Raw genomic sequence first — 25,946 nt, 5'->3', positions numbered from 1 at the left:
TGCGCCGCTGTCGCGCGCGGTGAGCGCCGAAAGAGGGGGAGTCGTGCAGGCAGGGACCGTGCTGGACGGCCGCTATCGGTTGATTCAACCGATCGGTGCGGGCGGCTTCGGTCAGGTCTGGAAGGCGCACGATCCCAGGGTCGACCGGCAGGTGGCGGTCAAGGTCCTCGCCGGCGACGGCGGCACGGACCACGGCCGGCAGGTGGCCCGGTTCGCCCGCGAAGCCGCGGTCGCGGGCGGCCTTTCCCACCCGAACATCGTCACCGTGCACGACTTCGGATCCGCGATGTACGACGGGCGTCTGCACGCCTACCTGGTGATGCAGCTGCTGCCCGGCAAGTCGCTCAGCACGGTCCTCGAGTCCGGGCGGCTCCCCCTGTCGAAGGCGATGTACACGGCGGCCTGCGTCGCCGACGCCCTGGAGGCCGCGCACGAGGCGGGCCTGACCCACCGGGACATCAAGCCGTCCAACATCATCGTCCGTTCCAGCGGCGAGGCCACGGTCGTCGACTTCGGCATCACCAGGAGCGGCGATGCCCGGCACGACATCACCACCACCGGCGTCCTGATCGGGACCCCCGCCTACATGGCCCCCGAGGCCCTGTCCGGCACATTCGACTACCGCTCCGACATGTACTCCCTAGGCTGCGTGCTCTACGAGATGGTCACCGGCCGTCGGCCCTTCACCGGCACCTCCTGGCACCTGGTCAACCAGCACCTGAACGAACAGCCGACACCGCTGCGCACCCTGCGCCCGGACGCCCCGGCGGAGCTGGAGCGGTTCGCCAGCCGGCTCATGGCCAAGGACCCTGCCCAGCGGCCGGCCAGCGGGGATGTGTGGGCTGCTCTCAAGGAGATCAACGACCGGTACTTCGGGTCCACCCCGCCCAGCCGCGGCAAGGACCTCGCCCACGACATCGACGTCACCCCGGCGGAAGCCACCGACGGCGCGGTTATCCCCCTGCGGGTCACCGCCCACAAACCCTGTCCCGCCTGCGCCACCAGGACAGACGAGAAGGCGGCACGGGCCTGCACGACCTGCGAGGGGGAGGGCCGGATCATCCGGGAACAGCACACCTACAAGGTCCGCATCCCCGCGGGCATCAAGGACGGCCAGGAGGTCCGGATCCGCGAGCTCGGCGGCCCTGGCAAACACGGCGGTGCGCCAGGAGACTTGTACGTCACCGTGCACGTCATCGACTGATCAACCGCCGGACTCCGGCGCTCCGGCACCGTGCGCTGCTGCGCTGGACGCGGCGGCCTGGCCGCTCTTGTTCGGCCAGAACGCGCGCCCGAGGAGTACATGGCGGCGACTCCGGCGCCGATGAACGCGCCCCAGCCCAGGGCCAGGAGCACGATGTCGGCGTCGGTCCGCTGACCGCTGTAGGCCACACCCCGCCTGGTCGTGAACAGCCACGGGAACCACGTCGTCCGGCCGAAGCCCGGGTCCGCGTACCAGGCACCGTTCCTCCGCCACGCTGGCAGCGGGACGGCCGCGCTGGCAGAGATGTGTAAAGACGGGCCAAGGCCAGCAAGCGATCCGCAAGGGGGCTGACCCCAGGCAACGGCGCCTTCTCTCCATTGCCCGTGCGGACAAGCGCGTCGTCGGGCATGTCTCTGCCCCGTCGACCCGCCTTGCGCAATGCGCACACCCTGTGCCACTCTCTAGGTGTGCGCAATGCGCACACCTTCTTGGGGGTGGGCATCATGCCGCCCGCACACCACCGCTATCAGGGGAGACATCATGGGGCTGTTCAAGAACAAGGAAGAGGCGCTGCGGGCGGCCGATCACCTCATCGAGGCGACGCGCGGGGAGACCGAGCGGATCATCGAGCAGGCGCGCCGCGAAAACGCGTCCACCACGGTGCACGACAAGGACACGAACTCCACCACCGTCATCAACGGCAACCACTACGGCATCACCGGCGGCGTCCACAACGGCGACCTCCACTTCGGCAGCTGAGCCGATCCGCCCCCACGGTGCGGCCCCTGCAGATCTGCTTGCCGTCAGGGGCCGCATCACTGTTCAGCAAGGAAGAACACCGTGTCCGTGCACGTGACGAAGACCAGCGGCCATACCGCAGAGATCACCTGGGACCCGAAGGCCGACGACCCCCGGGGCTACCTGGCGACGGCCATCGAGAGCGACCAGCTCGCCTACGCGCTGGAGGCCCTTGGCGATCCCGACGATGTGGGACTGAAGGGGGCGCCGCCCGAGAGCGCGCTGAACGCCGCAGCGCGCACGGCCCAGCTGTCCGCGCTGCTGGGACGGCGCTCCGCCGTCCAGGTCGTCCGGCTCCGCGACGACTACCGGCTCTCGTGGCGGGGGATCTCTGCGGCGATCTTCAACGACCCCGAGATGCAGTCGTCTGTCCGGCGGATGTACGACTCCGGCCGCCGCTACCTGGGCGAGCGCTGAGCGCCACTCGGAAACATCAACGCACCGACCTTGGAAGGGAGATCCATGTCCGAGCAGACGTCACCCGAGGTGATGGAGGCCCTGCGGCAGGCAGCCTTGCAGCAGGAGGAGGCTGAGCGGCGGCTGGCCGAGGAAATAGCGCGGCTGGCCGAGGAAGGCAAGTGACCATCAGCCGCCCGTAGTTCCGATGACGTGGGCCCGCGCCGGACTGCCTGGCGCGGGTCCACGTCATTGAGGCCGCAGTCGAGGCGGCCCGTGCGAAGCGTCGCCGCGGCACCGAGAAGAGCCGGCTTGCAGCTCTGAGCCGGGAATGGAGGAGCTCGTCAGGGTCCAGCGGCACCGCGGCGCTCTGCGTCAGGTCTGCGAAGAGGGAGCGTGCGTACTCCCGGCTGATGGGCATGGCCGGATGGTGACGGCCGCCACGGACAACGCCTCCCGGACTGCGCGTCGTTGCGGGTCGAGGCTGGTGAAGCCGTTCGGCGGCTACGCCGACGCGCCTACGATGCGGTGGTGCGAAACACGAAGGCGTTCAAGGAAGCCGTTGCCCAGACGCTCGCGGAGCTGGCTCACCGGGGGGTGACGCTTGCACCGTCGACGGTTGAGGACACGATCGAGAAGAACATCAGCACGGTGGCAGAGCGGCTGGGAATCCAGGTGCGCTCCGCCTGGCGGTACTTCGACGCGGCCGCCCTCGCCGACCGCCTCGCCCACAGCGCGCACGCCTTCGAGGAGAGCAGCAGCGAGAAGGGCGTGGGCCAGGCCCCGATGCCGCCGGTCGACAACCCTGAACTCGCGCTGGTCCTCGCCGGTGTCCCTGACTCCCTGGCACAGACCGGCGGTGACCTGTATGCGGTCATCGTCAACGTGGCGGTCAACGCCTGGATGGCCGGCCACATCCACGGCGAGGACGGCTGCACCGGATGCGACGGCAGCCGCGGCCCGGCCGGACACGACTGGCAGGCCCGGATGCGCACCATCACCGAGCTGCAGCCAGGCATCAGCAAGTGGTTCGACCGCGACGTGTGGACTCGCGCCGTCAACGACGCGGGTTACACCGTCACCCGCCGCTGATGTAGGGGGCTTTCCGCGCACTGCGCGGAAAGCCCCCTACATGTTGACCTGGCTTGCAGCATGCTCAGCCGCTGTCTCTGCGCAGGACAGGCTTGTCAGCCCGCCAGGGCCCTCTGCACCCCACCGTCTCGGTCGCCCTGCTGGCTGACGGTCTTCCAGGTGGGCGGTTGGGTCATCGCCAGGCGCTTGCTATGGGGGTGGCGAGGCGGCGTCGGGGCCGGGGGGTGGTCAGGTGTGTGGGGCCGAGGGCGTCTTTGAAGGCGATGAGGAGTTCTTCGACGCGCCTGGCGGGTGGTTGGGGTTCTTCGCGGGCGGGGGGTTTGGGGGCGGGTGGCGGTGGTGCCGGCCGCGGGGCAGGGAGTGCGGCGGTTTCGGTTTCCCACAGGGGGAGGAAGTAGGCCGGTTCTCCGTCGAGGAGCTGCACCAGGCGGTGGATGTCCTCCCACGGGCCGGTGGCGGTTCCGTCGAGGAGAGCGGCGACGTAGTCCTGGCCCAGGCGGTGGCCGCTGGTGACGGAGATGACCCAGGGGGTGGGGCTTCCCGCGCGCTGGTGGAGGTAGCGCAGTGCGGAGGCGAGTGAGGCGGTGTAGGGCCGGCCTGCGCGGCGGGCCTGGGAGGTTTCCCAGACCTTGCGCAGGACTTCAGGGTCGGCGCCGCAGGCGCGGGCGAGTGCGGCGGTGTTCTTCCAGGAGGGGAAACGCTCGCCGGACATCAGCCGGGACAGATAGCTGGGGGAGAGGCTGCTGCGGCCGGCCAGGGCTCTGAGGCTGAGCCCGGAGGCACGCTGGAGGCTGCTGAGGACGCTGGCGAGGTCGCCGTGCCCCGCGGCAGGCGGCGGGCACGCGCGCACGGCCGGTGCGGCGAGGGTTGCGGGGCCAGCGCGGTCGGCGATGTCGCCGCTGTCCAGGCCGGCGGCGGGTGCGGCCGGGGAACGGTCGGGGGGTACCGCCGGGACAGGCGGGGCCGGGGCGGGGGCGGTCCGCTGGGGGGAGCCGGCCCGCCGGCTGAGCTGGGACCATTTCTTGCGCGCGGTGTCCTTGCTCATGCCCAGCAGCGACCCGATCTGTTCCCAGGAGGCGCCGCGCTGTCTGGCCCTGGCCACCATGCCGGGCGTCATGCGCTCCGCGAGGACCTGCAGACGCACTGCCTGCCCCAGCAGTTCGGACTCATGGGCCTCGGGCTGGCCGAGCGCGTCGATGACGGCCTGGGCCGTGTGGATGATCTGCTTGAGCTGCACGTGCAGGGCCTGGTCGTACTGCTCGGTATCCGGTGGTCTGGCGGCGGCCTGCTTGTGCCGGTGTGCGGCCTGGCGGCATTTGGTGCTGCAGTACGAACCGGGTCTGCCGGTGGCCTGAAGCCGCCGCTCGCCGCCGCACCATGCGCAGGTGGGCAGCGAAAAAGTGTTCCCCATCGTGGATATTTCCCTTTGCCGGTGAATTGGCCGGGCGACGAAAAGGGGATCGCCGCCCGGGATTTGTGACATGGAGCGGTGTGTGTGCATCCGTTTCGTAGACGGGACGGATGCACACAGAGGTCAGGACCGGGGGGACATCGGTCTGCCGGCGGTCAGGGCCGCGGGCGCTCGGCGCGCGGGCTGCGCCAGGCCATGACCGCCCACACCACGGCCGCGACCAGGGCTGTCACCAGCTCGGGGAGGCCGGGGGAACCGGGGACGACGATGAGCGCCGGCATCGCCGCGGCAGGCCCGGCGGGCGCCACCGCGGGGCTGTTGCCCGGTGTTGCCTCCATGTTGACGGGCGTGCCGCCCGTGACACCGGCTTTGTTATGGTCAGGCGCGGACCGGCGCCGGAAGCGTTTGAGTCCGCGCTCGGAAGGGGATGCAGACAAGGGCTTCTCCTTGAGTCGAGTAGCTGTTGGAGCGCGAACCCGGAAACCTGCCCGGTAAGCGCGGGTTCGCGCTCCGTGAGCGTAGTGACACCCTCTGCCCAGCGCCATTCGGTCAAATGCCCCTATTTGCAGCACATCTCGGGGCTGATCGGACACTTTCGTAGAGTCCGCACGGGCAATCGGCTTGGTTTTCACATGTCTTTGTGAAAAACGTCCCCACAAGGGCCACGATCTTGGTATCCGCTCCGGTCGCGGCTTCCCCTGACCTGCGGGAATACCCCCACCCCTCCGCGCCGCCCTCGGAGCCTCCGCTGCCACCCGGCATCAGGGGCGATGACGTCCCCGGCGAGCGGGATGTTCTATGCGGCGGCGCCGTCCGGGCACTCTCCCGCGGCTGATGCCGGTGGCCGCTGGTGGCCTTCGCCGGCCCCAGAGCCCCGCTGCCCCCAGCGTCCTTGCGCGGACCGGCATCGCCAGGGCCGGGCGCCGAACGCGCTGCAGAACGCCGGGGGCCGTACTCCTTCTCCGCCGGACCGGCCTCAGCCGCCGAGTGGGACCTCGGCGAGCACGTCCCACCGGATCTCCTGGCGGTCGTGCCATTCGGCGACCAGCGACAGGACGCTGACCGGCACGGTGACCGGCCCGCCCTCCAAATCGGACAACAGGACCTTCAGGGCCCCGCGGTCGGCCTGGTGCGCCTCTGCACCGGCGTAGGCGTGGGACAGGTGCGGGTAGGACACCGTGGGGATCCTCGGCCACCGGTCGCCGACCACCGCGTGATGCGCCTGCCAGGTCGTCTCCCACAACTGCCGGTGCGGGGCTCCCGGATGCCCCTTGGACTCGATCGCCACATTGCCGACGTCAGGGCGGGACAGGGTCAGGTCGTACGGCTCGATGCCGGCGGCGCGTTCGGTCACCTCGGTGATCATCTGGTCGATCTCGGCCGGGCTCGCGTCGTCCTGCGGGCCGGAGTGCAGCACGGTGATGTGCATCCACTGCGGCAGCACCGGGCACAGTCCCGGCTGTTCCGCGAGCGTGCGGTAGGGCTCATACAAGTGCTCGCGGGCGAAGTCCGCACCGGGGATGATCAGCCAGTGCAGGTCACGGCGGCCGGCCGGCCAGCGGTGCTCAACGCGTGCGAAGAAGTCATCCACGACCCGGCCCCCGCTCGTTTTGCTGCTCCTCGATGAGCCGGGTCACGTCTTCTATCAGCTTGTCGCGGCCGATCGGCGGCCTGGGCACGGACAGCGCGAACAGCTTCGTGGGGTCGGCGTCTTCAGCGAAAGCGTCGCCCGCGGGGACACAGAAGGGGCCGCCGGCGTCCACCTGGCCGCGGGTGGCGGGGTCGATGCCCAGCTGGCGCAGGGCGTTGCGGGCGTGCGCCGCCGACAGCGTGCGCGGGCGCCGTGTCCTGTGGCCGGCGTTGCACACCCACACCGCGTCGGGGCCGTCCACCATCAGGTGACCGCCGACTTCCGCGGGGCAGCGGGCCGGGCGGCCCGGCTTGGTGGGGCCGGGGTCGGTCCAGCAGTCCAGGCGTACCTCGGCATGACGGCTCACAATCATGACCCGAGTCGTGTCGACGCGCAGTGCCTCAGCCTCGACTGACACCGGCTCAAGGGCGCTGCGCGCCTCCTCGGTCATCCCTGTGAGGCGCCGTGCCAGGCTGGGCAGGCACTGCCGCAACGGCGACGGCGACGGCGGCTCAGGCTCGAAATCATCGATCATCGGATACCGGTACACCTCGCACAGGCCCCAGTAGATCGTCCACACCGGGTGACTCCCGGTGCCGGCCGCGGGGGTGAGTGCGGCCTCGGCCAGTGCCGACTCGATCTCCTCACGCACCGCCAGCGCCTCCGTCAGTACGCCGTCCCCGGGCACGGCCAGGGCGGCGACGATCTCTCCCAGCGAGACGTCCTGGGGCGTCCGTCCCCCGGTGCGCGTCCTCGCGAACAGCACCAGCGCGAGAGTGCGCAGCTCGTCGCTCGCAGCGGGGCTGTCGTCCCAGGAGGGAGCCAGCAGCCGTACGGCCTCCGCCACCGCCGCTGTCCACTGGGCTGGTGCGGTGGACGGAGTGAGCAGGCAGATCTCCAGGGACAGCGGTCGCGTCACAGCAGCACGCCCTTCTCGGCAGCAGACAGGTCACCCCATCCTCCTGACCACCGTGGGCAGTTGTCCAACACCTGCGGGTCAGGCGAGGCCGCCAAGGCGTGAAGACCGGGATCGACCGCACGAGCCTCGCCGGGCGCGGCCCAGGTGTTCCATCGCATGAGGCTGGTTATGCGGGCCGGTGCTGCTCCCTTGGACAGCTGACTCGTTTCCTTGACGGGCACTCACAATCGTATACCCCACCCTAGACAAGGTGGTATAGGGAGGGGTATACATGTCTTCATTGAGTGCCGCACAGAAGAGGCTTCAAGATGACTGCTGGTGACTCGTACCTCCCTGACGACTACGACCCGCTGGAGACCACCCTGGACGACATGCCCGGGGGTACCGCAGCGGCGGTGCCCCGCCTTGACGGGCGGATCAGCCACGGGGTCGGCCATCAGAGCCAGGGGCGCCTCCTGGCTGCACAGATCACCGAGACCGCCGGCCGTGCGGAGGCATACGCCCGCCGTGGCGAGGACGATGAGGCCCGGCGCCACCGCGCGTTCGCCGTCGGCATGCTCTACGCCTACAACCTCCTGGTCCGCGTCGTCCTGGGCAGCGAGATGGACCCGCGGCGGCAGTACGACTACGAGGGTGCGCTGCGCGAAGTACGCGCCGATCTCGATGAGTCCAAGGCGTTCTGGGACCCGATCATGCGGCAGGAACTCCCGCCTCTGGAGCGGTACCACCGGCTGACCAAGGTGCAGCAGCTGCGGCCGGACGCGTCCGGGCTGGCCGACCTGCGCGCCAAGGCGCTCACTGAGACGTACCGCGCCGGCGGCTGGACCTACCGGGGTCTCGCCGCCGAGACCGGCCTGTCTCTCGGCCGCGTCCAGCAGCTGATGGACCGCACGCACGACCGATAGCCAAGGCCCGGCACCAACTCCTGATACGCCACACCTAGGAGGGGGTCGGCATGCACGGGAGGAGATGTCCAAGGAGGTGCTGGCGCAGAAGCTGGCCGGCGGTCTCGCTGCATCCTCCCGGTGCCACGCTGTCCTCGCCGTGGCTTGCGATATAGGAGCCAAGCCGCCCGCAGCCCGGACAGTCCTGGACGAGTGGCGGAGTCTCGGCCTCGACGTGTGATGCCAGGTGCAGCCCGAAAAGGGCCTGGACGCTCTCCCGTTCGACGGCGGCCAGCGCGCCAGCGGTGTCCTTCACACTGTTCCAGCTGGCAGCGAACCCGATGCATGTCGTGCAGTACGCGATGTCCACGTCGCTCCCCTTTCCTGTGCCGGACACAGGATGGCGGTCCGCTGGAGAGTGACGCCAACCGGACCGCGGCACCGACCTCATGAGAACAGTTAATAGCGGCAGCACCGGCGCCCCGGCCGGCGCCTCTTCGCAGTCGACGGCGTGCACGACACCGCCCCGGCCGGCGTGCTCGCGGTGCGGGGCGAAGTTCACCGACCAGCGCTGGGGGGAGACCGAAGCGCGGGATGCCTGGAAGGTGGCTAGGGGCACCGGCGAAACTGGTTCATTGCAGCGACGAAGAAACTGCCCCGGCGTCCTCGGGCGCCGGCTGAGCGATAGTCCTCCTCGGTGGTAAGTCGCCGGGTTACTCAGGGAGTACGGCTGGCCGCTCGCGCGTTCCTCTTCGCGGTCGAGTCCTCAACCCGCCTGGGCCGTCACCGTTGGACCATAGAGCGCACGATGTCCTGGCTCGCCGGATGTCGTCGACTGCATCGCCGCTATGAGCGCAAAGCCGAACACTTCCTGGCCTTCACGAGCATCGCCTGCACTCTCATCTGCCACCGCAGACTTGTTACCCGGACGGGCAGGACGCCGTGATCCTGAGGAAGTTCGCCGAGGAGGTGCCTGTCCGGTGCCGGCTCACCTCACCAACCAGATTTGCCCAGCGCGGCGGCCAGTTGAGGAGCAATCAGATCCGTTTCGGCCAGGGCACCGATGTGGTCCTGACCGTCGAGTTCGATGATCTGGAAGCCGAGAGCACGCAGTTCACCGGCATGCTCGGCGATCCGGCGTGCGATGGCGGCGCCGCCGACGTAGTCATGCATGCGGCATTCCGGCTCGCAGTCCCGGGTGCCATACCAAAGGATCTTCGGACCCGGGAGCGCCGCCAGGGCCGGACGGTCGTCGCGCTCGTCCCACTCGCGGTACAGCAGCCGGTCCACGTGGTGACCGTCCGCCTTGGCCTTCTCCCCGACCAGCAAAAACGCGCTGCGGGCGCCCTCCACACAGCCGAGCCAGTAAGCGTTGCTCGCGAGCAGCGGGAAACCGCCCAGCATCAGTCCCTTCGCGCGCTCCGCGAACGGAACGAGGAAACCGGCCAACGCCGCCATGCCGGAGTACCCGGCCAGGACGAAGTCGCCGACGCCAGCCGCGTCCGCGACGGTGTGCAGGTCGGCGACTTCCCTGTCGATCGGGTAACTGGTCCAGGAGGCCGCGTCCCACGGACCGCCCGCCTGGTCCTCCGGGTCCACCGCTACGTCCTCCTCCGGCTCCGTCAGCCCGACCACGCGGCGCGGCATGTAGCGGACGACGCGGTACTGGCCTGCCAGCGCGGCGGCCAACGAGCCGAACTCGCCACGGGAGCGGGCGGGGAAAACCAACGCCGGCCCGTCTCCGACGACCTCGTACCACAGCTTGTATCCGTCGTCAGCGACAACGATCGGCATGCCGGCCCCTCTCTGATCAACACAAAAGCGAGCAGGCTGATGCCCGACCGCCTCACGCCCCGACCATCATGACAGTGCGCGCCCAACCATTTCTCAGCGGCTGCTACTCCTACAGGCGCCAAATGAGATGGTCTCTAAAGACAAGCTGACACGACCTGCTTCAAGAACCGAGGCCGGCGCCCATGCGGGGCGCCGACCTCGGCCCGGTTAGGCACGAGCCGTTCTCCGCCGGTCGTGCCAATGCCCGCCCTCGTCGTCCACCACAGATCGGAGAATCCGTCGGTCCCGGATCGAACACGGGTCGAGATCCTCTGGTCCGGCGGGCTGTCGGGGCCCGTCGTCCGGTCCGGATCCGATGTACTTCACGCTACCGCTCCGCCCCCTCCCCTCGGCCAGGGAACCCACTCGTTCGGGGTGGGGCCAAAACAACTTGCCGGAGCGAGGTTGACGCACTCCACGCGACCGGTCAGGGCCAGCGAGTGGGGCCAACTTCAGTGCCGGAGTGGGGCCAAATGAAGTTGCCACAAACACTTGTCATCAGGGTCTGGGCGGTGCGCAGGAGCGCCGGGGATCAGCCGGGCGGGGCCACCAGGTGCAGGCGGGGCCGTTGCGGGGGCGGCGCAGGGCTGTCGTCGGCACGCAGGCCCTGTGCGGGTGGCTGCCAGGTGGTCCGGGTGGTGGCCCAGCGGTAGATGTGCAGCCAGTCGGCGTCGAAGTAGCAGGGCAGCAGACCGCCCCGGTCCGGGTTCTCACGGGGCAGGTCTTTGATGATCAAGCGGCGCAGGGCGATCCGGGAGGTGTCCGGGCCGAGAGCCGCGCGGATCGTGGCCCAGACGCTGGTGCCGTCCTTGGCCGGGGCCATGGTCAGTGCGTACGCGATCGCGAGCAGGAGCTGGCGTGTTGGCCCGTCCGCGCGCGGGTCCTGGTAGATGCGGTGGGCGTACGCGGCGAACGTGGCGCCGCTGCCGCCGCCCGATCCGGTGCGCGGGATCTGCCGTTCTTCATCGAACGACGGGACATGGTCGGCATCGACAACACGCAGGGCAAAAGCGGCCATGGCGTCCTCCTCGTTGCTTTGGCGGGATGGCCAGCTACCAGTCGACGTCACATTACCGCGAGAAGCGATCCAATGCGCGAAAGACAAGCGATCCAATGCGCGATTGATGTAGGGTGCGTAGCGGAGGTGAGCTCTGTGCCCACTGAGAACGAGCTGCTCAACGCTGTCGATGCACTGTTGAACCGGGCCGACCAGAACGACCTGCCGCCGCCTGCTGAGCGCAGGCGTCTGCGCGAGGCCGCCGCTCTGACGCAGACCGACATTGCGCAGGTGCTCGGCACCCGCCGGGAGGCGGTGGCGAGCTGGGAGTCCGGCAAGAACCAACCGCGGCCGCCGCAGCGCACCGCGTACGCCCGGCTGCTCAAAGGCCTCGCCGCGCGCTTCCCCGCCCCCGGCCCCGAGGCGCCCGCCGAGCCAGAGGTGCCGGACACGTTCACCGCCGCGCCCGCCCCGGCCCCGGCGAAGCCGCCCGTCCGTGCGGCGGCGAGCGGCACCAGGCCGACGTCGACGTCGCGCCGGCCCGCCGCGAAGAAGGCGGTGAAGAAGACCGCGCCGTCGGCGGTCGCGGTCGACCCGCGCTTCGAGAACGGCCCGCTCGCCGTCGTCGACTGCGAGGACGGCCAGGTGTCGGCGTACTGCGTCGGCGGCCTGGTCCTGGACGTGCCCGCCAAGTCGCTGCCCGCGCTGGTCGACTGGACGATCACCGAAGCTCGCCTCGGTCAGGCCCGCCTGCACCGCAACGGCCGTGACGCCGACCCGATCCTGGTCCTCACCCCGGCCGCGCTGGAACGCTACGGCCTGCCCGCCGCCTTGTCGGACGACGAGCGGCGCGCGGGCCGGCTCGAGGACAGCCACAAGGTAATCAAGCAGATCCAGCGGGCCGAACTGCAGCTCACCCAGCGTGGACTGGGGCCGTGGGCGCGCGTGTTCCGCGACCCGGAGGGCTCGAGGCGGCGCTGCGTGCAGCTGTGCATCCCGTCGTGGGACGCGCTGGACGCGCGGGAGTGGGACAAGAAGGACGACCCGCAGCTGCCGTCCATGCACCCGGCCGACCTCGCCCGGTACCTGGGCACGTACGCGCGGCGGGTGATGACGCCGCGCGGCACCACGTCGACGACCGGCCTGGAGCTGATGACCGCGCTGCGCCCGCCGACCCGCGCGGAGAGGGACCCGGACACCGGCGAGTTCAAGCGGGCCTTCAACGACGACGCGCTCACCCAGCTCTACCCTGTGGTGGAGTGCGAGGTCCCCGACGAACACCCGGTCCTCAAGGGCAAGTTCGCCCGGCACCACATGCGCACGCCTGCCGAGATGCTGATGGAGGAGCCCTACGACTGGTGCCGGCCACTGACCGATGAGGAGTGCACGAACCAGTTCCTGGTCGTGGTCGACCTCAACATGTCGTTCGCCGCCGCCGCGAACGGACTCACCGTCGGGCTGAACGGACCGACCCACCTGACCGGCAACCCGCAGTTCGATGCGGCACTGCCCGGCTCGTGGCTGGTCGACCTCTCCCACATCGACCTGTCCCGCGTCCAGATCAACGGCCGCACCGTCGACGGCAACCGGCTCCCGAGCCCGTTCACACCCAAGGGCGACCGGCCCGAGGGACCGGCCTGGTACGCCACGCCCACCGTCGCCTACGCGGTGGAGCTCGGCTTCGACGTCGCGCCGATCGAGGCGTACGTGCGCACCCAGACCGGCCGCTACCTGGACGGCTGGTACAAGCGGCTGCGCGACGCGTACGTGGAGACGATGGCCGACATGGGCGTCACCACCGACCTCGTCGGCCAGGAGTTCCTGGACGCGATGGCGCGGCGCAAGCAGGTCGACCCGACGATGGCGCTGCTGGAGACCGCGATCAAGGCGACGGCGAAGGGCGCCATCGGCAAGCTGCGGCAGCGCAGTCGGGGCCAGGTGCCGTACTACGAGCCCTACCCGGCGCTGAACCGGGAGACGTGGCGCCCCGACATCCGGGCCGCCGTGCTCGCGAGCCAGCGCGTCGGCCTGCACCGCAAGCTGATGAAGACGGCGGCCGCCGCCGACCTCTACCCGGTCGCGATCGGCACCGACGCCATCGTCTACCCCTCGCCCGGACCGTCCCCGCTGGACGTCCTGCCATACGCGCCCGAGGGCAAGCCGGTGCCCGGCACGTTCCGGCTCGGGGTCTCGCCCGGGATGGTGAAGCACCAGGGCACCCAGACCGTCCTGTGGGCGGAGCAGATGTTCGAGGAACGCGGCGAGGTCTTCAACATCGCCAACCTCATCAAGACCGACCAGAGCGCCGGAGAAGGGGAGTAGCAGGTCATGGTGGACTCGCTCGGGGACAGCCTGGACCGCGCGCTGGAGGGGGCGTTCACCCGCCGCATCCCCCAGAGCGCCCAGGCGCAGATGAAGTACCTGGTCAAGCATCTCAAGGGCACCAAAGCCACCGCGCAGGCGCTCGGGATCTCCCAGCGCACCGTGGAGCGGTACGTCTCGGGCAAGCTCAAGCGGCCCCGCCAGGACCTGCGCGGCCGCATAGAGCGTGAGGTCAAGAAGCGGTGGCAGCCGCAGGTGCGGGCGAAGGCGAGGAAGAAGGCGGCCTCCACCGGCGGCCTGGTCGTCAGCACGCGCGCGCGGTTCGGGTTCACCGCCGCGCCGGGCACCACCGACGACGCCCGGATCCGCGACATCACCCAGGCCCTGCCGCCCGCCTACGCCGACCAGCTGTTCACCGCCCGCGAGCAGGGCGCCACCGAGCAGCAGCTCCAGCAGATCGCCGCCGACGGCCTCGCCCGGATGTACTTCCGCGCCAACAACACCCGCGCGCACGGCCTCGGGGTGGAGTTCACTGACGTGGAGCACATCGAGATCGAGCTCTAGCAGGCCCGGCACCTGTGAGGCCTTGCACCGCGCTCACCCTGCGCTGGTGCAGGGTCTCACGCCCGTATCCGCACGGGGCTGGAGTTCATGCGCGCGTCCACCTCGCCCACGACGGCGGCAGGGGCGCGGCGATGATCCCGTTCAGCAGCGCCCGCAGGTCCGCCAGTAGCAGCTGCCCCTCCTCCGACGTTGGGAAGTCCGCACGGCGCAGCAGCCTCACCGACTGCACGAGCGCCGCGGCGAACAGGTTGGGCTCCCGCGCCGGGGCGAGTTCCCGGCCAGCTGTGCGCATCCCGGCGAGCACCGCGTCAGTCGGCGGTGTACGCGGAGAGGCATTGAGGATCTCGGCCGCGCACGTCCGCTCCGGCGAACTCGGTTTCCACGCCCCCTCTCCCAGTTGCTGCAGCAGGACCCGCAGCCGGGTCGTGGCCTCGGCGAAAGTGCTCGTCATACGGCCGGAGCTTAGGCAGCCGCAGGAACCTTGCCTACACCCTGGGTAGATCCAGGCCACCGGGACAAACCGCAGCGTCGTGGCCGCAGATCAGACGTGTTGCGCGGCCACGACGGGAAGGATGTCGTGTACGAGCTGCTGCGGGTGAGCGGTCGTCAGGGACGTACTTGTGGTTTCCCACTCACGGAAGACCGTGTTCCCGTGTCCGTCCGGACGCCCACTCGACAACCGGAGGATCGACCACTGAGAGTCGCCTCGGTGGAAGCTGTACTCCTCGCCGTTGTTGACGATCAGGACTTCGCAGCCGCACCCGAGCCCGCGGTCGCCCTCGGGGTCGTACGTGCCATCCGCGTGCCATTCCTTCAACGTCACAGCCCCGTCGTGCTGTTCGGCGAGCAGAGCGGCCACGGCAACCACAGTTTGGTGTGCGTCGCTGGGCACGGGCGCCGATCCAGGGGCTACATGGAGAGCGTGCACCGTGGTAGAGGCATGTCTGTCGACCAGGCCGTGGATCTCACTGGACACCGTCAGCAGGGCGTCCAAGGCGTCTGCCAGGTTCGCCGGCTGCCCTGGACCAGCAGGCGCGGGCAATTCAGCTTCACCGCGCTGCACAATCCGACCCATCGCACGCCTGAGCTCCTGGAGCGCGTCGGCGTTCTTTTGGAGCTGGACGAAGAGTGCTGAGGCGACCGTCGCGGCGTCCTGGGGGGTGTACAGAGACCACGCGTGCGAGAGGGCTTGCACTGAAGCATCCGCAGTCTCCGCTGCGGCACAGGCGATCTGCACCGAGTCCTCGGGATCGGTCATCCCATAGTCGACGGCGCTGCGCACCTCGGAGACGAAGTCGTTCTGCTCCTCAGCGGCCTGCCGGTAGAGGTCGCTCCATGGAGTGCTGTCACCGAAGGCCGACGGATCCTGATTGTTGGACATGCGCGAATCTTCCCAGAACCCCCGGGTGGGCAAAGTCAAACCACCGACCCGGCCTCCGCTCCGGCACGCCGCCCGCCCCCTCGTCAGCGGATGACATCCGATAACTGGCGGGAGCAGGCGGCCGGGACGAAGAAGAGACCAGCCATGCCTAGCCCGGTGACCACCAGGCTCAACAGGCCGACCGACACCGACGGTTCGTCCGCCCCAGCCACGCCGCAGAACACGGACGTCACCGCCGTGAACGTGGTCAGTTCACCCCTCCAGGCGGATCACTGTGCTGACCGGCTGGCCTACGGCGGGCGGTCGGCCACGAGTACGGTTGTCGCAGAGCTGACGTGACCAGGGGCGATGGAATCGACACGTTGGCAGACGGCGGCCACGCTCACCACGTCCGCAGGTCACCCGGCGGCCACGTGGGACGAGCGGGCGGTGCGCGGCGTCCTGGCCGTCGCCATCGCCGGGATCGCCCAACGCAAGGACCGCTCCGTGGACCAGGTCGGCGCGGACGAGCTCCTGGAACTCCTGGACCAGGGCCCGCAGGCTGTGTACGAGACGGGCCGGCGCCTCGGGCTGGACACCGCAGACGCACCCGAGGACGCGCGAGCCGAGTGGGCGTGGCTGACCCGGCCGTGGCCCATCGACCCGTCGGCCGCCAACGGCGGGGGACTGCCCCGCGGTATTGGGCGGCGATCACCGCTGCCCGCCATCGACGTGTGCACTGCGTGGGCGGCCCGGGCAGCCCACGACACGGCCACCGCCAAAAGGGCCGCTGGCTCATGACGGCGGCCGACATGACGCATGACGAGATCCTCACCGCCGTCGCCTACCTCCAGGCCGTCTGGGACAACGACGCTGACGCGGTCACGGTGCTGTCGAACCGCGACGACACCGAACGGGGCATCCTCGACCTGGTCATCGACCTCGCCGACCGGGTGGGACAGCTGGATCTGCTCGCCCGTCTCGGCATCCACGACGGTTTGGACGAAGAGCAGCGTGGCGCCGCGAACGCACGGGTCGATGCCGATCCTGCCGCAGGTGTCACCACAGCCCTGATGTACACGTACCGGGCGTGGGCTAAGACGGCTGACGGCCCTGCGGTCAGAGACCTGAGCATGTCCGTGATCGGCTACCTGGCGCTGATGGCGCGTGTGGACGACGTGTCGCAGATCTTCGAGATGATGCGCGCCTCGGTCCTCTCCGGCGGCTGACTGCCGCGTATGTCAGGAGTCCCGTCGAAGCCGCGCAGCAGCGGCTCCCTCACGCTGCTTACGAGCTGCGGTCGCTGCGGGCGGCCCGGATGCTCGCCTCCAACACCTTCATCAGATCCGGCGGCGGTTGTGCCGGCTCGGCAGGTTCCGGTAGTTCCCGGCCGGAGCTGAGCGCGGCTACGAGCTGGTTGAGGGCTTCTGTGTAGTCGTCGTGGACGGCCCGGGTGTCGATTCCCTGCATCTGGCTCAGCAGCAGTTCGGCGAGCTCAAGTTCGCGGTCGGTCACCGGGCTGGCTGGCGCCGGCCCCGGCTCACGGATCTCGTCCGGCCAGAAGACGGTGTGGACGGCCAGGACCCCGTACCGCGGGCGTAGGACAGCGAGCCGCTCGCGCGAGCGCAGCGCCGTCTTGGCGATGCCCACCAGGCCGCTGCGGGACAGCGCGGCGACCAGGAGTTCGTAGGGCCGCTCAGCGGCAGGACCGGCCGGTCTGGCGTAGTAAGCGCGCTGGTAGGAGGTCGGGTCGATGGTGTCGGCCGAGACGAACCCCAGCACGTCGATGGCGCGGCGCGTGGGCAGTGGCAGCCGCTCGAGGTCGGCGTCGTCCAGGACGGCCGTGGTGCCGTCGGGCATCTCTACACCCCGCGCCACGTCCTGATAGGCCACCTCCTGGCCGTCCAGCTCGCAGACCCGGTGATGGCGAATCCGACCGCCATCGCTCCGATGTACCTCGTGCAACCGGACGCGGTGTTCTTCCGTGGCCGGGCTGACCAGGACCGGCACAGAGACCAGGCCGAAGGTCACGGACATCGTGATGGCCATGCCTCCATGGGACCGCCGGCCTGGGGATCTCGCATGTCAGAGGTGTTCAGCGGTCTGCGTCGAAGCCGCGGTCGAACCCGTTCAGCAGCGGCTCCAGCTCCTGCGCGGCCCCGCACAGCGAGCACAGCCTCATGCCCGCCTTCTCGGCGGCGTTCAGGGCCTGGTTCAGGGCCAGGACGGGCGCGCCCTGCGGGGCCTCATCGCAGTCGGGGGCGTGCAGCACGCCGCGGTCGGGCCCGCGTCGGCCGTCCGGGGTCTGCAGCACCCAGCCCGTCGGACGGCGCGGACCGAGGATCTCCCGCTCGATCGGCGGGGCCGGAAGGCAGGTGGTGGGGACGTTGTCGTACGAGACGTCGACGACAGGCTCGACGTGACCGGGTGCTTTCACCCACACCGTGTACCGGGCGGGCTCTATGCCGCCCTCAGCCGTGTTCTGCCAGGCCGGGACGGAGATGCGGTACAGCCAGCCCGCGGGCGTCTGCTGGCGCTCGTGGAGGCGTCCCGCGACCTTCTGGCCGTCCGGGAGGACCACCGTGATGGGCGGCGGCTCCGGCGGCGTGCCCGCCACGGCTACGCCTCCTGGTCCCCGGCGTCCAAGTTCGCCGCGAGGGCGTGCTTGAGCTGGCTGCGGGCGTCCGGACGGTCCGGCCCGGCGACCTCGTCCCAGAAGGCGTGCGTGAGGATCACGCCGGTGAGCTCGCGTTCCTTCTCCCGCAGCGCGGCGACCTGCTGCTGCTCCTGCTCCGTCCAGCCTGGCGAGTCCGGGTACGCGCGGGACGCGGCGAGCCAGTAGCCCTCGGGACGCTGCCAGGCATCCATCGGCTCGGCGGAGTACGGCAGCCGCTCGTACAAGGCCGTGATGTCGGCCCGCACCTGGTTCAGTCCCTGCTGCGCGGTGAGGAGATCGCCGGGAAAGTCATATGTTGTCGCCACGCCCCAACAGTAGTTCGATCCGTCGGCCCCGCTGCCGCACGATGCCGGGTCCTCTCATCGCCCTTTGTCCACAGGCGAACAGGCGTGCCATGGGCGGCATGGACGACACCACCCAGACGCCCGCCCCGCGCCCCGGCAAGATCCGCGCCGCGGTTGCGCGGGCGGAGCGCGCCCTGTTCACCCGTCCTGCACCGAAATCCCCGAGAGCCCAGGTGAAATTCCTTCGCACGCGTGCCAAGGGCTCTACGAAGGTCCTGGCCAAGCGCCTGGGTGTCTCCCGCAGCACGGGTGCATTTGCTACCTCACCGGCGCCTCCACGAAGCCCTACAAGCGCCTTCAAGAGGTTCTGATACAGGAGACCGAGGAACAGTGGAAATCGCAGGTCAGAGCACAGGCGAGGCAGCGCGCGGTCACCTCCGGCGGGCTCGTCATCACCTGCCGGGCCACCTTCGGTTTCACCGCGAACGGTACCTCCGACGACGGCCGCGTGCGGGACATCATCACCGCCGTCTCGCCCTCGCACGCTGCCCGGATCCTGGAAGCGAGGGAGCGGCGAGCGACGGATGATGAGCTGCAACCGCTGCTCGCAGAGGCCATCACCGAGTCCTATTTCCGCGAGGGCGGAACCATCCGTGCGGGCCTGCGTGCGGATTTCCAGGACGTTGAACACCTCACCATAGATTTCTAGCCGAACGGAATTCACGGCTGATATAAACCTGTCTATGGCTGCCGCGCCCACCGTGCGGCAGCCGGATTTCCCGTCACCGTTTCCGCGAAGATTGGGAGGCTCGCGTGAGCACCCCTGTTCCCCGATCCCGCCGACGCCTGCGCGTCCCCGCCCCCGGCACAGCCGCCGCGCCCCGCCAGCCGGTCGACCAGGCGAAGGTCGGCCGCCGCTCGGTCCGCCGGCGCGCCACCGGCATGACCGCCACCGAGGCTGCGGCCGCGCTCGAGGAAGCCGAACTGCAACGGCACCTCGACCGTGACCGCGAGGACCTGGCCGACGACGAACGCGGCCCCGCCGAAATCCGCGAGTGGCAGCGCATCGCGCAGCTGCTCGCTACGACCGGCGGCGTCTACGACCCGGAGTCCGACGCCGTCGTCCAGGACGAGCTCGCCGCCGACGCCGAAGCCGAACGCGTGCAGCAGCTGCAGGACGAGCAGCGCCGCCAGGAGCAGGAAGCCGAAGCCGCCCGCCGCGCCGCCCTCGCCCCGGACGTCCTGCGCCACGCCCTGCTGGGCACACTGGCCCGTACCGGTCTGCTGGACTCGCTCAGCGAGGACGAGCGGGCGGCTGTGGGCCGACTGCCCGAGTCCGACCCGGCGGCCGCGCTCGCCTTCAACGGGCTGCTCGCCCGCGCGTACGAGGTCGGCACCGGGGCGCGCGTGGGAAGCGCGTCATGACGGGCCGCCCGGAGGAGCTGGTGGTCGCCACGTAGGTGCAGTCGACGGCCTGCGGCACCCGCTACGAGACGCTCACCGCCGACAGCGAGGTTCACGTCGACTACGCGCCCCCGCTCGGGGAGCCGTACTTCGAGAGCGACGACGACCCCAACTACAACCCGATCTGCAACTACCCGTGCCTCCGGCCCTGTTCTGCATGGAGTGCGCCGGCTGCGCCGCGTGCGGGCAGTGCCGCGGGCCGCACGTCTGGACCCCTCTCCCGAGCTGATCACCGAGGGCAACCTCCCAGGCCGGCTGAGGGAACCGATCAAAGTTCAGTGTCAATCGGTCAAGGTTCAGCGGCACAGGACAGTCAGATCAGCGGATTCCCCGGAACGAGGCGTCGTGGTGGCTGGGGGAGACGGGTGTGTCCATCGGGTGCAGCCAGCGGATCGGCACGGCGAGCGTGCTGATCCGGGGGAGTTCGACGGGCTCGCCCCCGGCCTCCAGAAGCATCCCGGAGACCTGGTAGCTGCTTCCGGGCGGGAGGCCGGCCTCCTGCGCCTGGTCCTCGGTGAGCCCCACCGTGACCCGGGTGCTCCCCTCGAGCATCACCAGGCCCTGCGCGGTCCGGGCTGCAGCGTCCAAGTCGACCACAGACAGCGGGAAGTACGTGCCGCGCAGCCACGTCAGCGGCCACCAGGAGTCGCCCATCGTCTCCGGCCGGTACCGCCGCAGCGGAAGCGCGAGCGGCACCTCGCAGCGGTACGTCTCGCCCACCCGGACGTCCTTGGTGCGCATATCTCCAGCGTGCTCCCCTCCAGGCGCCACCGCCCCGGTCGCCGCCTGATGAGTCTCCTGGGCCCGGCCTCTTGCCTGGTAGAGGCACTCCCTCGCGTAGATGGGTCCTGGGTCCCGGCCGACGGCGCCGGGTTTCGTCCGTACCGTCCCGGAGCGCCCCGCCCCGGCGCTACCGTGAGGGCACACGCCAGCAACCGTCCAGGAGCCCCGGATGAGCCAGCAGCCGGCCCCCGCGCCCGCACCCGACCGCCAGCCCCTCGATGAGAACGCCGCCGCGTCGATCCGCGCGTACGCGGCCGACCAGCGCGCCCGGGTCGACGTCCTCGCCTCGGTGCTGGAGGACATCGCGGAGAACGGCTACCCGGCCGCGGAGTCCGGTGTGCTGTGGGAGGACGCCCGCGACGCCCACCTGGAGCGCCTCGCCGGCGACCAGCCCCGTGTCGCCTGAGCACGGGCCGCGCCGGTCCCAGGTCGTCCTGGTGGAGCCCGCGCTGAGCCAGCTGGCGAAGCTGACCGCAGCCGAGACGCACCGCCTGGACCGCGCGATCGTCGCGATCAGCGTCAACCCCGAGCTGGGCACCCCGGTGCCCGACACCCTGCTGCGCGACTACGTGGACGACGTCGACGGGGTCCGGGTGATCTACTACGTGACCGCCCTTCGACAGATCACGATCGTGGCGTACGTCGAAGCCTGAGCAGCGAGCAGCAGCGCCCCGGACCGGGAAGGGCCCGGGGCGCTGCTGTGTCTGCTGCACGGTGCCGCAGCACGGCGTTAGTGGGATCGTCGCCCAGCCAGGCGGCCGCCGATGTAGCCGCCGATGAGCTGGATGGTCACGAAGGAGGCGCATCCGGTGATGAAGCGGGGCCAGGTGAGTTCGTTGCTTCCGCGCGGCAGGACGATCGCTGCCAGTGTGCTGGCGCCGATGATGGTGGGGATCAACATCCCGTAGACGCCGGCTCGAGGGCTCACTTTTTCATCCTCTCGTCAGTGGTGCCGGTGGCCCACCTCTCCAGGCCGCTCGGCTGCTTCTTCAGCAGCGTGTCGCGGCGGGACTGCGCGGTGGCCCGGGTGACGCCCATGGAACCCGCCAGCGCGCCGTACGAGCCGCCCTGTGCGGCGTGCTGACGCACCGCGGCGTCCCGGATGCCCCCCAGCTGGTTCAGCAGACCCGTGGCGACCACGATGATCTTCATGAGGTCGTCGGTGCTCGCCCCGCCGATGCGCAGCTGCGCGAGGCCGTGCAGTACGGCACCGAGCCGCATGGCGAGCTGGCCGACGTCGTCGCCCAGCGCCTGGGCGTCAGCGACGGACAGCGGGATCGTGAGGTCGGGGACGGGGTCGGTGTGCTCGGGCTCGGTGGTCACCGGGCTTTCCTCCTGCGTGTGCGGGTCGTGCGGGGCGGGTGGTGCTCAGCGTTCGACGACGTCCTTGTCGAGGTCGCGGTGGTGGAGGTCGACGGCCAGGCCGCGCCCCTTGTACCGCTTGGCCAGCTCGGCGAGCAGGTACGCGGCGGCGGTCTCGGTGTCGCCGGACAGGGCGGCGCCGAGGGCGTCAGCCACGGTCGCAGAGCGATGGCGACCGCCCGCGCACCCGAGGGCCACGGTCAGCGATTCGTCCTGGCGCGGCCCGGCGAGGTAGGCGTCCACGGTGGCGGTGATGGCGTGCACGAGCGGGAGGATGCCGTCGGTGCGCATCACCGCCTCGCGCACGGGGGCGTCCCGGGCGGTGAGGTAGCGCAGCTCCGGGCGCAGGTGGGGGTCCTTGAACTGGTGGCGCAGGTCGTAGCAGACGTGGGCGGTCGGCTCCTGGCTGTGCAGGTAGCCGAACGAGGTGATCGCCACGCGGTGGTCATCGGGGCCCTCCCAGGGGCGGTGACGGGTGCGAACGGGGTGTCTAGAGCCACTCGAAGGCGCGGCGGACGTCGCCCGCGGCACCGGCGAGGTTGTCGGCGTGCAGGCGCACGTCGGCGTCCCAGGGGTCGTCGGCGGCCTCCATGACGCGGTCGGAGGCGGCGTCGAAGACGTTGGCGAACGCCTCGTGGACACCGGCGGCCTTGAGGGCCTGGACGATGTCGTCTTGGTCGGCGCCGCCGCGCCGGACGGCGTCGGCGAGCAGGTTCAGCGCGGCGGCCGCGGCCGGGGCGAGTACTGCCAGGTCCTCGCCGCCGGTGGTACCGGCGGTCCGCTCGGCCGCCGTCTCGATGCTGCTGATCCGGGCGAGGGCCTTCGACTGCTGCTCCATGAGGACTCCGATCTGGTGCGCGGTGGGGGAGGTGTTGGTGGTGGGGGTGTCCGTGCCGGAGAGCGATGACACTCCGGGGCCGGCCGCCCGGCGGCCCCTGGAGCGGTCAGTCGTGCTGGGCGAGGTAGCGGGCGGCGGTGTCCACGAACTGGTCGTGGGCGACCACCGCGGCCTCGCGCGCGGCGGTGAGTTCCTCGGCGCTGCCGAAGCTGTTCCGGATCGCGTAGGTCAGCGTGATCATGTGGTCGGCGGCGGCGCGCACGGTCGGGTCCGTGATGAGCACGCGCATCGCGACCAGCGGGCGGGTGACCTGGGAGCGGGTCTGGTGGCTCTCGCTGCGCAGGACCCGGATCCGTTCGGCGTCGGCACCCTTGAGGATCGCGTCGCCGCGCGTCCACATCGTCCGGCGGTGGTCGCTGGCGGCACAGGCCAGCGCGGTGACGGCCTCCAGGCGGTCCCGCCGGATCGTCTCACCGTGGCTGACGCGGACGCTGCGTTCGGCGGCCCGCTCCTGGAAACGGCCGGAGACGATCGAGCCGAGCAGCGTGCCGACGATGGCGAGGGCGGCGGTGACCAGGGTGACTAACACGAGCGGAACCTCCTAGGTGTATTAACTTCCATACAATGTATGGAAGTTAATACACCTAGGGAAGGGGGCCGTTCATGATTCTTTTCGCCCCGCGCCTGACCTGCGTGTTCTCGAACCGTGTGTACGGAACTGACACACGCCGCCCACACACGAAAGCGGCGCCGCGCCCAGCCTGCGCGCGGGGATCTTTGTCCCGCCTGGCAGGGATCTTTGGTGCCGACACCGGCACCAGACACACGAACGGCGCTGCACCGTGGGTGCAGCGCCGTAGTACCGGGGCTGGCCGGGCGGGCAGCCGGGTCAGGAGACGGCTTTGAGGTTCTGGCGGCGCTTGGCGTCTTCCCGGCGCCGACGCTTCTCGGCGAGCTGGTCCTGGTAGGCGGTGACGGCCCTGCGGTAACGGTCGACGAAGCCGGTGGAGTTGAGGCGCTCGTTCTTCGGCATCGCCTTGACGGCCGCGACGGCGTCCTCGGGGGAGAGGTAGGCGGCGAGCATGGGGTTGAGCTGGTAGACGCCGGCGCGCTGCTTCTTCACCAGCTGTGCCAGGTCCAGGTCGCGCAGAGCCGCGTTGACGGCCGTCCGGCTCAGGTTGAGCATCTGGGCGATGGTGCCCTGGTCGATCTCGATACGGCCGCCGGGCTCGCTGTGGGCGCGCAGCTTCAGCAGCACGCGGTATGCCGCGGGCAGCAGATCGAGATCGGCAACGATGCCTTCCGCGTTGACGGCGGCGAAATGCAGACCGCTCACTGTTCGGCCCCCTTCTCCTTCAGCTGCGCTCGTTCCCGGCGCCGGCGGGCTCGCTCGTCTGCGCGTTCCTTACGCAGCCGCTCGATCTCCTGCCTCATCTTCTCCAGTGATGGGAAGCGCACCAACTCGGGCAGCCTCTGGTCCGCGCGGATCTCCTTGAGGGTGACGTGCTGGTCGACCTTGATGTACTCGGGCTCCGTGGTCTCGGTGCCCGGAATGAACTCCGCTACGCGGTAGCTGTAGGGCGGGTTGAACTGGTAGACCCCGCGCTTCACCCGGAAGACGATGCCGTGCGACATGATCTCGCCCAGGGCCTCGTTCACCTTCGTGCGTGCCACGTCCAGGACGGTCGCCATCTCGTCCTGGGTCAGGGGGATCCGTCCGCCGGCCTTCTGGCAGGCGATCATCAGCAGGATGAGCCGCAGTGGCAGTGCCTCGCGGAAGAACTGCGCGATGACCAGGAAGAACTCCAGGCTGTCCATGGAGAATGCGTTCGGCTGCTCCGGCGTCCCGTAGAACTCCATCGGCTTGCGCTGCTCGCCCAGCGAGAGCTTTCGGTTCGGGTACTGGCGTGCGACGTCGTCCAGGTCCTTGACGGGCCGTAGGGGCCGGTCCCAGGCGTCGGCGGGATCGTCCAGCGGCAGCTTCGGCTGCGGCGCCCCCTTGGCGCTCGGACGGCGGCGCTGCGGCTCTGTCGGCACGAGGCTGCTCCCACGTTGTTGATCTCCGGACGCGCAGCAGTATGTCAGCTCTGCTTGAAACCGATGTCGCTTCGACACGACATGCCGCGCAAGTTGTGTCCCCCCAGGGGGGACAGATCTCCCCCTGCCCGCCTGGCGGTCGACCCCAGACACATCCGTCCCAGATGTCGCCTGCGCTTGACACGGGACGCTCGGAACGTATCGCCTCTAGTTGACATTGAACGGGCGATGCGCCCCCTCAGTCGGGACAGATCGACCCCGATATGTCACTCCAGCCGGTGCACATCTCGCGATCCGCACCGCGCTGACCTGCGGGTCCTTGATCTCCGTAAATATCAAGTGGCTGAGGTCTTCCCGCAGGCGTCGGCCGGACCCGTCGTGGCTGAGGCTGCTTCGCGTGCGGCACCGTCGACCAGCTGCGGACCGTAGGCGGCACCAGCGGCTCTGAGTCTCGGGTGGTACCGGCCGTGACGAAGACAAGCAGCAGCAAGGCGTGGCCGGTGTCGCCGATGGGTTCCGCCGCCCGGCCCGGGGGGCCGTTCGGCTCCGGTACCTCCGCACGCCGAATTTCGAGTTTCCCATTTCTGAGGTTCCGTTCTATGGCTAAAGTCGGTGCAGCGAACCTGAACTCATCGACCCCTATCTACACTGGCTTTCGGTAAAATGCTCAAAAGGAAATCTCCGCGCCCTTGTCCGGTGCAATGGTGCGCCCTGCTCGTTCCAGAGTCTGGCTAGTGCTTCAAAGTGAAGCAACGTGAATCGCCGCAGCTCACCCGAAGGGGTTGCTCCCCATCCTCCCGAGCTCGCGCAGTCCCGACTACCCGTCACCCCTCCCCCTCCCTGCTCTTGCTGCTGCTCGGGCCGCAGGCCCGTGGGCGGGCTGCGCGGAGCGTGGCACGCCTGCCCGTGTTGTGCGGGTTGTTGACGGCGGGTCAGTTGGTGGCTGGAGCGCAGCGGAGGCCACGAGCCGGCGGGAGGTCGGCCGCGCCTCGCAACGCGAGGCGCCGGGCCCGGGGGGTGTTGCCCGGCGGGGCCCGGCGCCCCCGGGGGGCCGGGCCGAACCCCCGCCCGCCCCCCCCCCCGGAGGGCAC

35 protein-coding genes are annotated in these 25,946 nt (G+C 70.0%); 15 read left to right on the top strand and 20 right to left on the bottom strand.

The annotated features are described in order from the left end of the window. Positions 1-43 precede the first annotated feature (43 nt). From ACWEKM_RS24705 to ACWEKM_RS24690, 4 genes are all read left to right on the top strand, one after another. Positions 44-1,204, top strand: coding sequence for a protein kinase domain-containing protein (locus tag ACWEKM_RS24705; protein ID WP_451623387.1), 1,161 nt, complete (start codon positions 44-46; stop codon positions 1,202-1,204). A 540-nt stretch (positions 1,205-1,744) separates the two neighbouring features. Then, a complete protein-coding gene (locus ACWEKM_RS24700; protein ID WP_451623386.1) occupies positions 1,745-1,963 on the top strand; it encodes a hypothetical protein in 219 nt (72 codons plus the stop codon). Between the two features lie 81 nt (positions 1,964-2,044). Further along, the gene (locus ACWEKM_RS24695) at positions 2,045-2,419 is read left to right on the top strand and encodes a hypothetical protein (RefSeq protein ID WP_451623385.1); all 375 of its coding nucleotides are present in this window, start codon (positions 2,045-2,047) and stop codon (positions 2,417-2,419) included. A 510-nt stretch (positions 2,420-2,929) separates the two neighbouring features. Continuing rightward, the gene (locus ACWEKM_RS24690) at positions 2,930-3,490 is read left to right on the top strand and encodes a hypothetical protein (protein ID WP_451623384.1); all 561 of its coding nucleotides are present in this window, start codon (positions 2,930-2,932) and stop codon (positions 3,488-3,490) included. 172 nt (positions 3,491-3,662) lie between these two features. Here the strand turns inward: ACWEKM_RS24690 and ACWEKM_RS24685 are convergent, their stop codons facing one another. From ACWEKM_RS24685 to ACWEKM_RS24670, 4 genes are all read right to left on the bottom strand, one after another. Then, the gene (locus ACWEKM_RS24685) at positions 3,663-4,901 is read right to left on the bottom strand and encodes a helix-turn-helix domain-containing protein (protein ID WP_451623383.1); all 1,239 of its coding nucleotides are present in this window, start codon (positions 4,899-4,901) and stop codon (positions 3,663-3,665) included. Positions 4,902-5,056: 155 nt separating this feature from the next. After that, positions 5,057-5,338, bottom strand: coding sequence for a hypothetical protein (locus tag ACWEKM_RS24680; protein ID WP_451623382.1), 282 nt, complete (start codon positions 5,336-5,338; stop codon positions 5,057-5,059). Between the two features lie 539 nt (positions 5,339-5,877). Continuing rightward, complete coding sequence (locus ACWEKM_RS24675) at positions 5,878-6,492, bottom strand: 2'-5' RNA ligase family protein (RefSeq protein WP_451623381.1); 615 nt, start codon at positions 6,490-6,492, stop codon at positions 5,878-5,880. Further along, the gene (locus ACWEKM_RS24670; protein WP_451623380.1) at positions 6,485-7,450 is read right to left on the bottom strand and encodes a hypothetical protein; all 966 of its coding nucleotides are present in this window, start codon (positions 7,448-7,450) and stop codon (positions 6,485-6,487) included. Before ACWEKM_RS24670 ends, ACWEKM_RS24675 begins: the two co-directional genes overlap by 8 nt. Before the next feature lie 308 nt (positions 7,451-7,758). Here ACWEKM_RS24670 and ACWEKM_RS24665 point away from each other — a divergent pair, with 308 nt between their 5' ends. Continuing rightward, a complete protein-coding gene (locus ACWEKM_RS24665; RefSeq protein ID WP_451623379.1) occupies positions 7,759-8,355 on the top strand; it encodes a hypothetical protein in 597 nt (198 codons plus the stop codon). Positions 8,356-8,389: 34 nt separating this feature from the next. Here ACWEKM_RS24665 and ACWEKM_RS24660 read toward each other — a convergent pair whose 3' ends face one another. Beyond that, a complete protein-coding gene (locus ACWEKM_RS24660) occupies positions 8,390-8,704 on the bottom strand; it encodes a hypothetical protein (RefSeq protein ID WP_451623378.1) in 315 nt (104 codons plus the stop codon). Positions 8,705-9,031: 327 nt separating this feature from the next. Between ACWEKM_RS24660 and ACWEKM_RS24655 the strand changes: the two genes are divergently transcribed. After that, positions 9,032-9,280 (top strand): transposase, encoded by a 249-nt coding sequence (locus tag ACWEKM_RS24655; protein ID WP_451623377.1) that lies wholly within the window; start codon positions 9,032-9,034, stop codon positions 9,278-9,280. Between the two features lie 47 nt (positions 9,281-9,327). On the opposite strand, the gene ACWEKM_RS24650 is transcribed toward ACWEKM_RS24655, so the two are convergent. Both ACWEKM_RS24650 and ACWEKM_RS24645 read right to left on the bottom strand, forming a co-directional pair. Then, positions 9,328-10,128, bottom strand: a complete 801-nt coding sequence (locus ACWEKM_RS24650; protein WP_451623376.1) for an alpha/beta fold hydrolase — start codon at positions 10,126-10,128, stop codon at positions 9,328-9,330. Between the two features lie 571 nt (positions 10,129-10,699). Next, complete coding sequence (locus ACWEKM_RS24645) at positions 10,700-11,185, bottom strand: hypothetical protein (protein WP_451623375.1); 486 nt, start codon at positions 11,183-11,185, stop codon at positions 10,700-10,702. 135 nt (positions 11,186-11,320) lie between these two features. On the opposite strand from ACWEKM_RS24645, the gene tap reads away from it, so the two are divergent. Together tap and tpg (ACWEKM_RS24635) are read left to right on the top strand one after the other, a co-directional pair. Then, positions 11,321-13,486, top strand: a complete 2,166-nt coding sequence (gene tap, locus ACWEKM_RS24640; protein ID WP_451623374.1) for a telomere-associated protein Tap — start codon at positions 11,321-11,323, stop codon at positions 13,484-13,486. A 6-nt stretch (positions 13,487-13,492) separates the two neighbouring features. Next, positions 13,493-14,050 carry a telomere-protecting terminal protein Tpg gene (gene tpg, locus ACWEKM_RS24635; RefSeq protein WP_451623373.1) on the top strand — a complete coding sequence of 186 codons (558 nt, stop codon included), beginning with the start codon at positions 13,493-13,495 and terminating at the stop codon, positions 14,048-14,050. An 85-nt stretch (positions 14,051-14,135) separates the two neighbouring features. Here the strand turns inward: tpg (ACWEKM_RS24635) and ACWEKM_RS24630 are convergent, their stop codons facing one another. Next, the gene (locus tag ACWEKM_RS24630) at positions 14,136-14,501 is read right to left on the bottom strand and encodes a hypothetical protein (protein WP_451623372.1); all 366 of its coding nucleotides are present in this window, start codon (positions 14,499-14,501) and stop codon (positions 14,136-14,138) included. 90 nt (positions 14,502-14,591) lie between these two features. Next, the gene (locus ACWEKM_RS24625) at positions 14,592-15,431 is read right to left on the bottom strand and encodes a hypothetical protein (protein WP_451623371.1); all 840 of its coding nucleotides are present in this window, start codon (positions 15,429-15,431) and stop codon (positions 14,592-14,594) included. Positions 15,432-15,575: 144 nt separating this feature from the next. Between ACWEKM_RS24625 and ACWEKM_RS24620 the strand changes: the two genes are divergently transcribed. The 3 genes from ACWEKM_RS24620 to ACWEKM_RS24610 are packed head-to-tail and all read left to right on the top strand — an operon-like array spanning position 15,576 to position 16,639. After that, positions 15,576-15,770, top strand: a complete 195-nt coding sequence (locus ACWEKM_RS24620; protein WP_451623370.1) for a hypothetical protein — start codon at positions 15,576-15,578, stop codon at positions 15,768-15,770. Between the two features lie 9 nt (positions 15,771-15,779). After that, complete coding sequence (locus tag ACWEKM_RS24615) at positions 15,780-16,211, top strand: hypothetical protein (protein ID WP_451623369.1); 432 nt, start codon at positions 15,780-15,782, stop codon at positions 16,209-16,211. A gap of 11 nt (positions 16,212-16,222) precedes the next feature. Beyond that, positions 16,223-16,639 (top strand): hypothetical protein, encoded by a 417-nt coding sequence (locus ACWEKM_RS24610; protein WP_451623368.1) that lies wholly within the window; start codon positions 16,223-16,225, stop codon positions 16,637-16,639. Between the two features lie 58 nt (positions 16,640-16,697). On the opposite strand, the gene ku is transcribed toward ACWEKM_RS24610, so the two are convergent. Genes ku through ACWEKM_RS24595 form a run of 3 tightly spaced genes read right to left on the bottom strand, consistent with a single transcriptional unit; the run spans position 16,698 to position 18,392 of the window. Next, positions 16,698-17,459, bottom strand: a complete 762-nt coding sequence (ku, locus tag ACWEKM_RS24605) for a non-homologous end joining protein Ku (RefSeq protein ID WP_451623367.1) — start codon at positions 17,457-17,459, stop codon at positions 16,698-16,700. Between the two features lie 46 nt (positions 17,460-17,505). Further along, complete coding sequence (locus ACWEKM_RS24600; RefSeq protein ID WP_451623366.1) at positions 17,506-18,027, bottom strand: DUF6233 domain-containing protein; 522 nt, start codon at positions 18,025-18,027, stop codon at positions 17,506-17,508. 2 nt (positions 18,028-18,029) lie between these two features. Further along, entirely contained in the window at positions 18,030-18,392 is a 363-nt protein-coding gene (locus ACWEKM_RS24595) for a nucleic acid-binding protein (RefSeq protein ID WP_451623365.1), read from the bottom strand. 64 nt (positions 18,393-18,456) lie between these two features. Between ACWEKM_RS24595 and tpg (ACWEKM_RS24590) the strand changes: the two genes are divergently transcribed. After that, the gene (gene tpg, locus ACWEKM_RS24590; RefSeq protein ID WP_451623364.1) at positions 18,457-19,080 is read left to right on the top strand and encodes a telomere-protecting terminal protein Tpg; all 624 of its coding nucleotides are present in this window, start codon (positions 18,457-18,459) and stop codon (positions 19,078-19,080) included. 104 nt (positions 19,081-19,184) lie between these two features. Continuing rightward, positions 19,185-19,796 (top strand): hypothetical protein, encoded by a 612-nt coding sequence (locus ACWEKM_RS24585; RefSeq protein WP_451623363.1) that lies wholly within the window; start codon positions 19,185-19,187, stop codon positions 19,794-19,796. A gap of 357 nt (positions 19,797-20,153) precedes the next feature. Here ACWEKM_RS24585 and ACWEKM_RS24580 read toward each other — a convergent pair whose 3' ends face one another. After that, complete coding sequence (locus ACWEKM_RS24580; RefSeq protein WP_451623362.1) at positions 20,154-20,576, bottom strand: hypothetical protein; 423 nt, start codon at positions 20,574-20,576, stop codon at positions 20,154-20,156. Positions 20,577-20,787: 211 nt separating this feature from the next. On the opposite strand from ACWEKM_RS24580, the gene ACWEKM_RS24575 reads away from it, so the two are divergent. Both ACWEKM_RS24575 and ACWEKM_RS24570 read left to right on the top strand, forming a co-directional pair. After that, complete coding sequence (locus tag ACWEKM_RS24575; protein WP_451623361.1) at positions 20,788-21,024, top strand: hypothetical protein; 237 nt, start codon at positions 20,788-20,790, stop codon at positions 21,022-21,024. Then, complete coding sequence (locus tag ACWEKM_RS24570) at positions 21,014-21,271, top strand: hypothetical protein (protein WP_451623360.1); 258 nt, start codon at positions 21,014-21,016, stop codon at positions 21,269-21,271. Before ACWEKM_RS24575 ends, ACWEKM_RS24570 begins: the two co-directional genes overlap by 11 nt. A 77-nt stretch (positions 21,272-21,348) precedes the next feature. Here the strand turns inward: ACWEKM_RS24570 and ACWEKM_RS24565 are convergent, their stop codons facing one another. The 7 genes from ACWEKM_RS24565 to ACWEKM_RS24535 form a co-directional block, all read right to left on the bottom strand. Beyond that, a complete protein-coding gene (locus ACWEKM_RS24565; protein ID WP_451623359.1) occupies positions 21,349-21,546 on the bottom strand; it encodes a hypothetical protein in 198 nt (65 codons plus the stop codon). Beyond that, the gene (locus ACWEKM_RS24560; protein ID WP_451623358.1) at positions 21,543-21,941 is read right to left on the bottom strand and encodes a hypothetical protein; all 399 of its coding nucleotides are present in this window, start codon (positions 21,939-21,941) and stop codon (positions 21,543-21,545) included. The genes ACWEKM_RS24565 and ACWEKM_RS24560 overlap by 4 nt, the downstream gene beginning before the upstream one ends. A gap of 45 nt (positions 21,942-21,986) precedes the next feature. Next, positions 21,987-22,418 carry a RapZ C-terminal domain-containing protein gene (locus tag ACWEKM_RS24555; protein ID WP_451623357.1) on the bottom strand — a complete coding sequence of 144 codons (432 nt, stop codon included), beginning with the start codon at positions 22,416-22,418 and terminating at the stop codon, positions 21,987-21,989. A 52-nt stretch (positions 22,419-22,470) separates the two neighbouring features. Beyond that, positions 22,471-22,890, bottom strand: a complete 420-nt coding sequence (locus ACWEKM_RS24550) for a hypothetical protein (protein WP_451623356.1) — start codon at positions 22,888-22,890, stop codon at positions 22,471-22,473. A gap of 34 nt (positions 22,891-22,924) precedes the next feature. After that, a complete protein-coding gene (locus ACWEKM_RS24545; protein WP_451623355.1) occupies positions 22,925-23,407 on the bottom strand; it encodes a hypothetical protein in 483 nt (160 codons plus the stop codon). A 300-nt stretch (positions 23,408-23,707) separates the two neighbouring features. Continuing rightward, entirely contained in the window at positions 23,708-24,154 is a 447-nt protein-coding gene (locus ACWEKM_RS24540) for a helix-turn-helix domain-containing protein (protein ID WP_451623354.1), read from the bottom strand. After that, positions 24,151-24,855 (bottom strand): hypothetical protein, encoded by a 705-nt coding sequence (locus ACWEKM_RS24535; RefSeq protein ID WP_451623353.1) that lies wholly within the window; start codon positions 24,853-24,855, stop codon positions 24,151-24,153. The genes ACWEKM_RS24540 and ACWEKM_RS24535 overlap by 4 nt, the downstream gene beginning before the upstream one ends. Between the last annotated feature and the right edge of the window lie 1,091 nt (positions 24,856-25,946).

The organism is Streptomyces sp. NPDC004752 (assembly GCF_053601275.1).
This window is presented reverse-complemented; position numbering and strand designations above follow the sequence as displayed.